7 protein-coding genes are annotated in these 13,255 nt (G+C 43.3%); 4 read left to right on the top strand and 3 right to left on the bottom strand.

What is annotated here, in order from left to right; translation table 11 throughout:
• The first annotated feature begins 143 nt into the window (after nucleotides 1-143).
• Nucleotides 144-1,256: a glycoside hydrolase family 43 protein gene (locus tag HMPREF2794_RS08475; RefSeq protein ID WP_022301398.1), complete on the top strand. Its 1,113-nt coding sequence runs from the start codon at nucleotides 144-146 to the stop codon at nucleotides 1,254-1,256.
• Here HMPREF2794_RS08475 and HMPREF2794_RS08470 read toward each other — a convergent pair.
• A complete protein-coding gene (locus tag HMPREF2794_RS08470; protein ID WP_055269366.1) occupies nucleotides 1,253-4,201 on the bottom strand; it encodes a glycosyl hydrolase 115 family protein in 2,949 nt (982 codons plus the stop codon). The genes HMPREF2794_RS08475 and HMPREF2794_RS08470 overlap by 4 nt on opposite strands.
• A gap of 780 nt (nucleotides 4,202-4,981) precedes the next feature.
• Here HMPREF2794_RS08470 and HMPREF2794_RS08465 point away from each other — a divergent pair.
• Together HMPREF2794_RS08465 and HMPREF2794_RS08460 are read left to right on the top strand one after the other, a co-directional pair.
• Nucleotides 4,982-6,796 carry a glycoside hydrolase family 2 protein gene (locus HMPREF2794_RS08465; RefSeq protein WP_010536226.1) on the top strand — a complete coding sequence of 605 codons (1,815 nt, stop codon included), beginning with the start codon at nucleotides 4,982-4,984 and terminating at the stop codon, nucleotides 6,794-6,796.
• Nucleotides 6,797-6,809: 13 nt separating this feature from the next.
• Nucleotides 6,810-9,323: a glutaminase domain-containing protein gene (locus HMPREF2794_RS08460; protein ID WP_070751325.1), complete on the top strand. Its 2,514-nt coding sequence runs from the start codon at nucleotides 6,810-6,812 to the stop codon at nucleotides 9,321-9,323.
• 95 nt (nucleotides 9,324-9,418) lie between these two features.
• On the opposite strand, the gene HMPREF2794_RS08455 is transcribed toward HMPREF2794_RS08460, so the two are convergent.
• Both HMPREF2794_RS08455 and HMPREF2794_RS29470 read right to left on the bottom strand, forming a co-directional pair.
• Entirely contained in the window at nucleotides 9,419-9,844 is a 426-nt protein-coding gene (locus HMPREF2794_RS08455; protein WP_010536224.1) for a DUF3828 domain-containing protein, read from the bottom strand.
• Between the two features lie 238 nt (nucleotides 9,845-10,082).
• Complete coding sequence (locus HMPREF2794_RS29470) at nucleotides 10,083-10,868, bottom strand: hypothetical protein (protein WP_010536223.1); 786 nt, start codon at nucleotides 10,866-10,868, stop codon at nucleotides 10,083-10,085.
• A gap of 589 nt (nucleotides 10,869-11,457) precedes the next feature.
• On the opposite strand from HMPREF2794_RS29470, the gene HMPREF2794_RS08445 reads away from it, so the two are divergent.
• A complete protein-coding gene (locus tag HMPREF2794_RS08445) occupies nucleotides 11,458-13,233 on the top strand; it encodes a glycoside hydrolase family 2 protein (protein WP_070751324.1) in 1,776 nt (591 codons plus the stop codon).
• Nucleotides 13,234-13,255 lie beyond the last annotated feature (22 nt).

Genomic DNA, 13,255 nt, shown 5'->3' with positions numbered 1-13,255 from the left:
TTCGCAAAGATGAGAAAAAACAGGGAAAGGTTTTAGAAATTATAGCTCATTTAACAACAAAATCTGACCAATCTGCCTTAATTTGCATGAATTATCAATATTTTGTGCTTACTTTGCATTATCGTTATCAATGAAAAAGTACCATGAGAAGCAAACTGTTTTTATTATCCGTAATCCTATTGATCTGTGCATCTTGCCGGCATAAGAAGGCTGCAACAGACAAAGAAACCGTACCCACCGAAAACACCTACACGAATCCGCTGCTTGAATACGGAGCTGAACCATGGGCCATTTATCATGAAGGGAAATATTATTATACACAAGGCTCAGAAAACAAGATTATACTTTGGGAAACCAATGACATAACCGACCTCTCACATGCTACTCAGAAAGAGGTATGGATACCCAATGATCCCAGCAACTCTTATCATCTCTGGGCACCCGAAATCCATCGGATAGACAATAAATGGTACATCTATTTCGCCGCTGACGACGGCAATATGGACAATCACCAGATCTACGTTGTCGAGAATGAGGCTGCCAATCCTATGGAAGGAGCCTTCGTGATGAAAGGACGCATACAGACGGACAAAGGCAACAACTGGGCGATTCATGCCAGCACTTTTGAACACGACGGACAACGCTATATGATATGGTGCGGATGGCAAAAGCGCCGAATTGACAGCGAAACACAATGCATCTACATTGCCACCATGGAGAATCCATGGACACTATCCTCCGACAGAGTACTAATCTCCAAACCGGAATACGAATGGGAATGCCAATGGGTGAATCCGGATGGCAGTAAAACAGCTTATCCGATACATGTAAACGAGGCACCTCAATATTTTGAATCGAAGAATAAAGACAAGTTATACATCTTCTACTCCGCCAGTGGCAGTTGGACTCCTTACTACTGTGTAGGACTGCTGACAGCAGATGCAAAAGCCAACTTACTTGATTCTGCATCCTGGAAGAAATCTCCGGTTCCGGTATTACAGCAAGAACCTGAAAACGATGTATACGGCCCCGGTGGGATATCCTTCACGCCTTCACCGGACGGAAAAGAATGGTACATGCTCTATCATGCCCGCCAAATACCGAATGATGCTCCGGGCGCATCCGACTCCCGCTCTCCCCGCTTACAGAAGATAGACTGGGATCAGAACGGAATGCCTGTATTGGGAACTCCTCAAAAGAAAGAGGAGCCGATGGCCAAACCATCCGGCTCCCCTATGAATCAGAAACAAGACTAATTACAGATTGTACTCTGAGGACCGAGATAGGAACGCTTCAGCCCTCCCAAGTCAATGACGATCTTTTGAATAACGACGCCCGGGTCACCACAGCGTATCTGCAAAGTGTGCCTGCCGGGCTTCTTCACATACAGAGTAGACTTATTTACCCTGCAATTCTTCAATACGCTATCATACCAGATTTGAGAATACTCGATAGCCGAAGTAGAAGGAGTAGAAATAGATCCGTCATCTATACGGACACTATACTTCGTATCCGAGTTCGTATGTTCCGGCAATTTATAGTCCCGTTCGGCATGCAAGGGGAATGTCGGCAGGACATACGTATACACATCATAGATTCCGGCGTTGAACGTATAGAAGTCATATTCCACTCTGGGTACATCACCGGCACGATACATCTGTAAAGGTGCCGTCGGATTTCCCAACTGCAAAGAACGTCCTTCAAAGCCAAGCCCCGCCAGAATATTCATTTGGATATCATTACTTTCAAACTTCCGGTGGAAGTCGGCAGCCGGGATAGAGATATAGCCATTTTCCTCTACATACAATCCTTGCAGTTCATCGCGTGCAGGAGACTCCGGATTGAATACAGATACCAGCACACTCTCTTTCTGATTACCGGAGGTTATGTCAATCTGCCCTTTTACCTTCTCTCCCACCGGCACTTTATCCCAGTTGACAGAAATATGGATACGGTTTTCGGTAGAGGTCTTCCCGCTCTTTTGAGAGATCAGTATCCAGTCATCCGAAGGGGCCACACTCCAGTTTAGCTCTCCGGTTCCCTGATTGTATATGTCTATCCAGTAGCTCTTACGTGCATAAGTGCTGAACGCCGGCAGTGCATGAAAACTCATTCCGCCTTTATCCAGATTCTCGCTTTCTGCCTGAACAGCCAGCCTGGGAGCACCAACAGGCGTATATTCTTCTTCCATCAATGGAATCATGAAGTAAGAACTCGTACCATCATAGTTTTGCTTTAACGACATCATGTACTTCCACTTTCCATCCAGCAGAGAGTTATATCCATCGGTTATGATCTCCAGACTATCATGATAACATTTTACCTGTGCTTTAAGCCGGTCGGCAGCAGCACGTTGCTGACGGACATACTGGCGGTAAAATTGTCCTTTTATAGTCATGTGATTCATCAGTTCGGCCCCCTTCACCGGATAATAGAGCAATTGATAGAAAGCCGGCCGGCTCTCTTCATCCAACGCAGCCAATAGATTCTCCGCCTTTTTTCCAATACGGCTATACTCGGTCAGGCGTCTTTCCGCTTCATTATAGTTTGCAAAAGAGAACTCGGTATCCGTGCGCTTCTCTCCGCCTCCCCAATAATTATTCCAGTATCCCCAACCCATGTACTCCGGTTTTCTGGAGAAAGCCAGATTGATATGAGAACAAGTTATGTCCTGAAACAAGTCGTAGTACTGCTCACCGAACATCTTAGCCAGCCAACGTGCCGGATAAGTAGCGACGTTGCCGGCATTAAACTGATCGATATCATAAGCCATATCGAGAAAGAGGGAGATTTGCGTTTCAGCTCCTTTCAAGTCTCCGCAATTCGCCAGCCAAACACGGTCGGCAGTCGTATCATACGCCTTACGGAGTTCTTCGTACATCAAAGCCGGCGGAGTAGTACTGTACCACAGATAGCTATGAGGCACACCCAAATAGGATATATGATAGTAAACACCTGCACGTCCGGAACGCTTTTGTTCATGCGGACCACTCAGCCGTTTCATGTATCCGAAATTATCGTCTGCCCAGATAATCGTAACATCGTCCGGCAGTTCCAATCCGTTCGAGTAGATTTCCAGCACTTCCTTATAAGGGGTAAACGCCTGCGGGATAGTCTCTACCGGTTTGTCAATATGCCGGGCAATAATGTCTCTCTGAGCATTCAATGCACTTTCCAGCATCTTCACCTTTTCCCGCATCGGTACATCTCCGCCTCCCATAGCCGCATCGTGCAAACCTCTTAAAGCCAGTGTATATACATTCTCATAAGCACAGTTCTCTTTCACACGGTTGCTCAGGACCTCGTTGATTTTATCTTTGTTCTTGTTATAATCCCAAGGGCCCATCGTCTTGCTATCCCATTCGCTGGCGGTGTTCAGCAATAACGGTTCACAGTGGCTGGAGCCCATAACGATGGCAAAGGTATCAGCTACCAGTTTATTTTCCGGTATCTTATAGAACGCGGTAGAAACAGGATGCATAGCCGGTGCGAGATGATTCGCTTTCAGCCTCAGCAACAGTTCGCATATTTTGGCATAAGTACGCGGACCGATATTTCCTCTTTCTTTTTCGAATGTCTTGGCAGCCCAAGGTTTCAGTCCCCAGTCTTCGTCATTCAGAAAGATTCCTCTGTACTTCACCGAAGGAGTTTTGGACAGGGTGGCCGGGGCGTCAACATAAAGCGTCTTATGCTTCTTCGCCGGAACGTCGGCCCACCAGTACCAGGGCGATACTCCCATCATCTCCGAAAGAGAGAAAAGCCCATACGCTGCCCCGCGCCTGTCACTTCCCGCTATCACCAGCGCCTTGCTGACTCCGGGAAATGGGCGGGAAACGGTCTGAATCAAATAACGTTCCCATGCTCCTTCCAGAGGAGAGATATCTAATTTTCCCTTCTCTGCCAACTGGCGGATCAGTCGGTTTTTCTCAATCGTACCCACCACAATAATCTCTTTGTCGCCTTTCACCGTATCCGTCAGCCGCAACTGTTTCCCGGTCACTGATTCGACATCCGCAACAAAAAGTTCCGCTGTCTTCTGTACCACCAGATAGTCATCGGCATCATAAACCACTGCTGCTTTCGTATTGGAAGTCACCAAAGGAAAAGCAGACTTACTCTGAATCATATTCTCTTTTACAACTACCTGCGATTGCAAAGCAGAAGCTACCGACAATATCACTAATAAAAAAAGAATTCTCATTGATAAAGTTTGTTATAGTTGTTTTTCAGTTCATTTATCAGGTTCTTGGAGATGATAGTTATATGGAACCATTTAAGGTGATAACCATAAACTCCATAGACAAAAAACACATTTTTATCTTTCATCTTTCACCGCCTACAATCAGTAGCTATCATTTCTCCTTCATCGTATATAGTCACCAGGCTCTATACCGAAGCCGATGGTTTCAAGCGGGTGGAACTTTAGTTTCATGCGGTGAAACTAATGGTTTCAAGTAATGAAACTAATAGTTTCAAGGCGTGAAACCAAAAGTTTCAAGCCTTTGAAACTTTTGGAAACTACTATCAAATAAGAAATGTGACTATAGCATACAACTGTCCTCACCCCAAAAGTCGGAATTATCTTCGGCAATAGATGCCACTAACTATTCAATTAAGGATAAAAAACAACCATTTTATACATAAATGCCCACATATATCTCTATCGAAATAAAAAACGCTAAAGAAACCCGTCCAAGTCTGAAAAGCCCGACAACTGATTCATTCAAAGTTCCGCATCTCTTCACTCTTTTGCAAATCACCAATAACATCCGAAGGCTCTTCCTTACTTAAAAACATTATCCAACTAAGGATAAAAACTGACCATTATTACAGAAAAAGCTATTTTTCATAATAAATTGACGAGCATTTATCATTTATTGAACAGCAAATTTCCTTCATTTTCCTCTGATTGGCTTTTCTTTGCAATATCCCTTACGATAAGACTGATTTCTTCTATTTAATACATATAAAAAGAATTACCATGAAAAAGAATTTTCTAGCAGTGCTATTCGCATTGGCTCTTTGCAGCCCGACATTCGCTCAATGGAAGCCCGCCGGTGATAAGATAAAGACTCCGTGGGGTGAGCAGTTGAATCCTAAAAACGTATTACCGGAATATCCACGCCCCATCATGGAACGCCATGAATGGAAAAACCTGAATGGTAGCTGGAATTATGCGATTACTAAAAAAGGAGAAGCTGCTCCAGGCAATTATCAAGGAGAAATATTGGTTCCTTTCGCAGTAGAATCTTCTTTATCCGGAGTAGGTAAAAGGATTAACGAACACCAGGAATTATGGTATCAACGCACATTTGACGTACCCTCGTCCTGGAAAGGCAAACAAATATTACTGCACTTCGGAGCTGTAGACTGGAAAGCCGACGTTTGGGTAAACGACGTAAAAGTAGGAGAACATACGGGAGGTTTCACTCCATTCTACTTTGATATTACTTCCGCACTGAATAAAGGCAATAACCAATTGGTTGTGAAAGTATGGGACCCCGCCGACCGTGGCGAACAGCCGAGAGGAAAACAGGTAGAAAGACCGGAAGGAATCTGGTATACACCAGTCACAGGTATCTGGCAGACTGTATGGTTGGAACCGGTAGCTGCACAGCACATCGCCCATCTGAAAACAACTCCGGATATCGACAAGAAAACAGTCAAAGTGGAAGTAGCTACTAATGTATGCTCTCCGGACAAAGTAGAAGTGAAAGTGTTCGACGGCAAAAACCTGGTAGCCAAAGGAGCAGCGCTCAATGGTGTACCGGTAGAATTAACGATGCCGGAAGATGTCAAACTATGGTCACCCGAATCTCCTTCACTCTATGATATGGAAGTCACCCTGTATAAGGACGGCAAAGCTATAGACCAAGTGAAGAGCTATACTGCTCTCCGTAAATTCTCAACTCACAAAGACAAGAATGGTATTACGCGCCTGCAACTGAACAACAAAGACTACTTCCAATTTGGTCCGCTCGACCAGGGATGGTGGCCTGACGGTCTATACACAGCTCCGACAGATGAAGCACTGGTATATGACTTGAAAAAGATTAAAGACTTCGGCTACAATATGGTGCGCAAACATGTGAAAGTAGAACCTGCACGCTGGTATACATATTGTGACCAACTCGGACTGATCGTATGGCAAGACATGCCGAATGGTGGCCGTGGCCCCGCTGAATGGCAAATGCACAAATATTATGACGGCGCAGACGCCATCCGTTCTGCCAAATCAGAAGCCAACTATCGCAAAGAGTGGAAAGAAATTATCGACTACTTGTATTCTTATCCCAGCATCGGTGTATGGGTACCTTTCAACGAAGCATGGGGACAATTCAAAACACCCGAAATCGCTGCATGGACTAAAGAATATGACCCCAGCCGTCTGGTAAATCCTGCCAGTGGCGGTAATCACTATACTTGTGGTGATATTCTCGACCTGCACAATTATCCCGGACCGAACCTCTACCTTTATGATCCGACACGTGCTACCGTACTGGGCGAATATGGCGGTATAGGTATGGCACTGAAAGGACATCTGTGGCTGGCAGACAAGAACTGGGGCTATGTGAAGTTCAATACACCGGAAGAAGTGACTAATGAATACATCAAATATGCAGACCACTTACTGGAACTGATTGAGAAAGGATTCTCTGCTGCTGTATACACACAAATTACCGATGTGGAAGAAGAAGTGAACGGTCTGGTTACTTATGACCGGAAAGTTATCAAAGTAGACGAGCCCAAAATCAAAGCCATCAACCAGAAAATTTGTAACTCGCTAAATAAATAAACGTTTTTTATTAATGAATAAACTCTTCTCTACAATCATGTCAGTTTGCCTTGCATGCAACGTGCAGGCAACTGACCTGTTTAAAACAAGTCAGGATATCGCTTTACGCGCACCGTCGGTACCTCTGATCACCTCCGATACCTATCTCGCTATCTGGTCTCCCTACAACGAACTGAACGAGGGAAACACCGAACACTGGACAGCTGCCACACATCCTTTGCTGGGCGCTCTGCGAGTAGACGGGAAAGTATATCGTTTCATGGGTAAAGACAAGGAAAATCTGGAAGTCATTCTTCCGATGACGAATGACGAACGCTGGGAAGCTAAGTACACCCTGTCTCAGCCTGCTTCCAGCTGGATGCAAGCCCAATTCGACGATGCCGGATGGAAAAAAGGGAAAGCCGCTTTCGGCACCAAAGATATGAAGTATATCAGCACAGAGTGGAACACCGAAGATATCTGGGTACGCCGCAGCTTCGACCTGCAACAGGACTTAACGAACGATAAAATCTATCTCCGTTACTCCCACGACGATGTTTTCGAACTCTACCTCAATGGTGAAAAGCTGGTGGCAACCGACTATTCCTGGAATAACGATGTCACCGTCGAATTGTCGGCATCGGCCAAAGCCAAACTCCGCAAAGGAACCAACGTCATCGCCGCTCACTGTCACAACACAACAGGCGGAGCATATGTTGATTTCGGACTGTTTCGTGAGAATAAACAAATCAGTAATTTCAAAGAACCCGCTATTCAAAAGTCTGTCGATGTATTACCTACCCAGACTTACTATACATTCACCTGCGGACCGGTAGAACTGGACCTTGTATTTACCGCTCCCCTGCTGATGGAGGATCTCGATCTGATCTCAACTCCCATCAACTACATTTCTTATCGCGTACGTTCACTCGATAAGAAACAACACGACGTACAAGTTTATATCGAAACGACCCCGCAACTCGCCGTACACGAACCGTCACAACCAACAATTTCCGAAAAGATCAGCAAAAACGGCATGGATTATCTCAAAGCGGGTACCATCGACCAGCCTTACGTGAAACGTAAAGGAGATGGCGTGCGTATCGACTGGGGATATGCCTATCTGGCCAGCAACAATGCGCCCAACAAAGACCTGAGTATAGGTAGCTACTATGACATGAAGCAATCATTTATCAGCAGCGGCAAACTGCTTCCGAACTCTCAGAATGTGATCTCCCGCAGCGAAAGCAGTATGCCTGCCATGGCTTATACCGAAAACCTGGGCAAGGTTGACAGCCAGGGCAAATCAGGCTATGTAATGGTAGGCTATGATGACATCTATGCCATCGAATATTTCTACGAACGTCGTATGGCGTACTGGAAACACAACGGACAAGTCAGCATCTTTGACGCTTTCGAACGTGCACAGGCTTCTTATCCTTCATTGATGGAACGCTGCCGCGCTTTCGACCGGCAATTAATGGCTGACGCGGAAAAAGCCGGAGGCAGAAAATATGCCGAACTGCTCGCTTTGACCTACCGCCACTCTATTACTGCTCATAAGCTCCTTACCGACAAAGAAGGCAACCTGTTATTCTTGTCCAAAGAGAACCACAGCAATGGCTGCATCAATACGGTAGACCTCACTTACCCATCTTCTCCGCTATATCTCATTTATAATACGGAACTGATGAAAGGTATGCTCAACTCTATCTTCTACTATAGCGAAAGCGGACGCTGGAACAAACCTTATCCTGCGCATGACTTAGGAACTTATCCTATTGCCAACGGACAGCTCTATGGTGAAGATATGCCTATCGAAGAGGCCGGAAACATGATTCTGGTAACCACTGCGATTTCTATGATGGAAGGTAATGCCAACTATGCTTCCAAATACTGGGAAACATTATCTACGTGGGCAAACTACCTGATCGAAAATGGACTGGACCCGGAAAACCAGCTTTGCACAGACGACTTTGCCGGACACTTAGCACACAACGCCAACCTTTCTGCCAAAGCAATCATGGCAATTGCCGGATATGGAGAAATGGCACGCATGCTGGGCAAAGAAACAACTGCGAACAGATATATCGAAACCGCTAAGAAACTTGCGATAGAATGGGAGAAAATGGCATTCGACGGTGACCATTACAAACTGGCATTCGACAAGCCGGGAACGTGGAGTCAGAAATATAATCTGGTATGGGACAAAGTATTTAACATGAACATCTTCCCACAGAAAATATTCGACACAGAAATTCCTTTCTATCTGACCAAGCAGAATAAATATGGATTGCTACTGGACTCTCGTGCGCAATACACCAAAACCGACTGGATTGTATGGAGTGCTTGTATGTCACCGGATGACGCTACTTTCCAAAAGTTCATTGACCCGTTCTATGATTATGCGAACGAAACAACTTCCCGTGTGCCTATCAGCGACTGGCATGATACGAATACCGGAAAGATGATGAACTTTAAGGCACGTTCCGTAGTAGGTGGTTACTATATGAAACTACTGATGGAAAAAATCAAAGAACAGAAATAAAACAGATACTCTTTTCCTCGTTGAATTTAGACAAACAGCATCTTTTACTTTAAGAAAAGAGCTGTTTGTCTTTTTTTATACCGCTTACTTTTATGCTATTCATTTTCCGCGGTTATATCATCAATCTGATACTGTCCACCAATGTTAACTACTCTAACGGGAATACTGACAGCACGTTCAAACTGGCTGCCTTTAGCTGAAGTATAGCCAACCTGATACCAATTGTCATTCAAATGCTTCACCACCAATGTTTTTATATCATCTTCCCCCAAGTCTTGCGCACGAATAATCGGATCAGCATCTGTTGCCTTTACCAAACTATCCACTTTTTCAATCAGCTCCTTGGTCAGATACTTTTCCTTAACTGAGTCTCCTAGAGCAACGGCTTCTTTACCTATGGACAGGCAACTGACAGCATAGGCCTCATAAAAGTCTTTAATCATGCTGATAGCTTGTTGTTCATCGACACTACTATCCGCCACATTCACCTGTGCATCAACAGGTTCTGTCGATGTATCCATACTTTTCTTACTCTGGCTAGAACAGGAAGGAAGAAGCATTATGGACTGCAATAATAACAAATGTACAAATCTCAATTTCATAATATAAATAGTTACTGTTTTAAAACTATATAGTACTCGGTAAGCATAAGATATTTTCTTCTGATATCTGTATTCTCGGGATTATTTCATCCCATTTTAACTATCGAATTTACAATATCTATTATTTGCTATTGTGGTTTATAATCATATTTCCCAATTAATTCGACTCTTCCTTCAAAATTCCTTCAGTTTTATCCCGACCAGTATAAAAATCAATATTCGCAAAATAGCATAAATATTTCCAGAAATAAAGCGTCAGGAACATCCTTACATCACGATCCGTCTTAAAATCACTGCAGAAATGATTCGTATCTTTGGCAATTTCCTCAAATAGCATAACCGAAGAAACTCCTCCTGTTACATCTTCAGCTTTGAGATACGCTTTCAAGGCAGGGTGAATAGCCAGTTCCAATTCCCTTTGCAAATATGTAAAGCCATCCAACCGTTTCTTAAACGGCAATATTATATACTCAACTTGAGTCTTCATATATGCATATTTTAGCGAATCAGTAACAAGATTTAGAGAACCACCATGCTCCTTTAAACTCTCAGACGCCTGTTTATAGACATCAGACTGACAATATTCTGACCGAGAAACTCCAGTTGGAACAAACAGCGTGCAAGAATCATGTAGAATAGCTCCATCAACAAAATAGGAATAGAGTAAACCACCCGCATATAGTTTTTCATTAATCCGTTCCAGTTGCCCTTTGTCTACATCCAATAAATAGTTGAAGTGATATCGTTCCAGACCCTTTACTAATAAGTCAAGAGCATCTTTTCGACCATAATTCCTTTCCAACGTCGCTTGAAAGAAATTCATCATTTCCGATTCCAGTGAATCTATTTCAGCTTCCTTATTCTTCTCAACAGCTTTTGGGGAAATCTGAGCTATCGCAAAACTCGTACTTATACATAGAAGCAAAAAAAGAAGTGTTCTCATAGTTTTATTTATTATTTAAATACCACTCTACACCATTGGTATGTCACCATTATAATAAGTATCAAGTAACAGCCATAACACAACATCAGTCTGACAAATCTACGTTCCTTATAAAATTTTCTGGTCACTATAACACTGCCCCACACACATGAAATGATAACAATAGCAGCAGCAATTGTCATTGCTGTACTTATATCGATATTACCTAAAAATCCACTCATACTTCTTTATTTAATAGAATAATGAATGACACCATCAGTAAAGGTGCTGTCAACAAAAATATCTTTTACCATAGTATTATACTCTAATATTACAAAAATAAGAAAAAGATCAGAGAAAAAAGGAAATATGCAGTTCAATAAACAACAAAATTCGGTATAGATAAAAGTAAGACAATCATTTCAGTCGGAATAAGCCGAAATTCATGCTTAAAACGGAAATAAGGAAACACAAGAAATATTTATCTCATCAATGAACAGTTTTTTTCTTTTATTGAACAGTATGTTTCCTCTTTCAGAAGTCTAAATTCTTACCTTTGTACTAATACACATTAATAATGTAAATTAGCACAAAACATTAAAGTACTATCATGAAGAAATCACATCTGATTCTGTTCGGTTTATTGTTATCTTTTACAGTAAATGCGACGAATGACATTCCACGTCCGGAATATCCCCGTCCTCAGTTCGAAAGAACTGAATGGATAAATTTAAATGGCACTTGGACATACGAATTCGATCTTTCCAACTCCGGGAAAAACCGCAAGCTGTTCGAAGCTAAAAGTTTCAATAACACAATTACAGTGCCTTTCTGTCCGGAAAGCAAGTTGTCCGGAGTGAGCTACACAGACTTCATTAATCAGATGTGGTATCAACGTTCTCTGTCTATACCGGCAGAATGGCAAGGGAAAAAGATATTGCTTAACTTCGGTGCTGTGGATTATTTTGCAGAAATCTTTATCGATGGAGAATTCGTCGGCAATCATTGCGGAGGCAGTTCGTCGTTCTCGATAGATCTGACCCAGTCAGTGAAACCGGGACAGACACACAATCTGGTTGTTTTCGTTATTGATGATATTCGTTCAGGCGCACAGGCAGTGGGCAAACAGTCTCCTCAAGTATCTTCATTTGCCTGCTTCTACACCCGCGTCACCGGAATCTGGCAGACTGTATGGCTGGAAGCAGTTTCACCTTATGGATTAAAAGCTGTAGAAACACGACCGGATATAGACGGGGAACAATTGTTCATCACACCAGAGTTCTATCAATCGTCTAATGACAAGACAATGGAAATCATCTTATCTGACGGTAACAGACAAGTCGCCCAGAAAACGGTCAAATGCATCAACGGCTCCAACCTTGTTATTCCCATAAAAAAGATGAAGCTGTGGAGTCCCGAAGATCCTTTCCTGTATGACATCACTTACCGCATCAAAGATGAAAAAGGAAAAGTGATTGATGAAGTAAAATCGTATACGGGGATGCGCAAAGTGCACACATCCAACGGAATGATCTACCTGAACAATGAGCCTTACTTCCAACGTCTTGTATTGAATCAAGGTTATTATCCTGATGGAATATGGACTGCCCCTAGCGATGAAGCACTGAAAAATGACATTCTGTTGTGTAAAGCTGCCGGATTCAACGGTGCGCGCCTTCATCAAAAGGTGTTTGAAGAAAGATTCCATTACTGGGCAGACAAATTAGGATTTATCACGTGGGGAGAATCCGCTAACTGGGGCATGAACATCAGCAATGAAATAGCATCACGCAACTTCCTTAGCGAATGGACGGAGATTCTGATAAGAGATCGTAACCATCCCTCCATTATCACATGGACACCTTTCAATCAACCGTCTGTGAATATGTTTCCTTCTACCTTTGTACGACTGATTTCGGATACTTACCGCCTGACCAAAGCGATTGATCCTACCCGCCTCGTCAACGATATAGCAGGTGACATACATTTCACAACTGACATTTGGAACTTCCGGAATTACGAATCGGACCCAACACGCTTCTCTTTGCGCCTAAAGTCCGACAATAATTATCAGCATAACCAGCCTCTCTTTGTCGGAGAATTCGGAGGAGTCGTATGGGCAGAAGGCCAGGACCGGAATAATTCATGGGGATATGGCGATATGCTCACTAATGAAGAAGGCTTCTACGAACGCCTGGAAAGTTATATCAATGCCATATTGTTTGCCAACAATATCACCGGATTCTGCTATACGCAGTTCACCGATATCGAACAAGAGAAGAATGGTATTTACTATTACGACCGCCGCCCCAAACTCAACATGGAGCGTATCAAAGCTATTTTTGAAAAGATACCAAGCAGACCGCAAAAAGAGAAGAAGGAATAAAAGTCTGAATCACACAAAGAAG

Origin of the sequence: Bacteroides sp. HMSC067B03 (assembly GCF_001811315.1) — a bacterium.
Classification (GTDB): domain Bacteria; phylum Bacteroidota; class Bacteroidia; order Bacteroidales; family Bacteroidaceae; genus Bacteroides; species Bacteroides faecis.
The sequence above is the reverse complement of the archived record's forward strand: the minus strand, read 5'-3'. Positions and strand labels throughout refer to the sequence as shown.

Excerpts from the sequence above, each read along its gene's own strand:
- HMPREF2794_RS08475 (WP_022301398.1), top strand. The coding sequence starts at position 144 with ATGAGAAGCAAACTGTTTTTATTATCCGTAATCCTATTGATCTGTGCA.
- HMPREF2794_RS08470 (WP_055269366.1), bottom strand. The coding sequence starts at position 4,201 with ATGAGAATTCTTTTTTTATTAGTGATATTGTCGGTAGCTTCTGCTTTG.
- HMPREF2794_RS08465 (WP_010536226.1), top strand. The coding sequence starts at position 4,982 with ATGAAAAAGAATTTTCTAGCAGTGCTATTCGCATTGGCTCTTTGCAGC.
- HMPREF2794_RS08460 (WP_070751325.1), top strand. The coding sequence starts at position 6,810 with ATGAATAAACTCTTCTCTACAATCATGTCAGTTTGCCTTGCATGCAAC.
- HMPREF2794_RS08455 (WP_010536224.1), bottom strand. The coding sequence starts at position 9,844 with ATGGATACATCGACAGAACCTGTTGATGCACAGGTGAATGTGGCGGAT.
- HMPREF2794_RS29470 (WP_010536223.1), bottom strand. The coding sequence starts at position 10,868 with ATGAGAACACTTCTTTTTTTGCTTCTATGTATAAGTACGAGTTTTGCG.
- HMPREF2794_RS08445 (WP_070751324.1), top strand. The coding sequence starts at position 11,458 with ATGAAGAAATCACATCTGATTCTGTTCGGTTTATTGTTATCTTTTACA.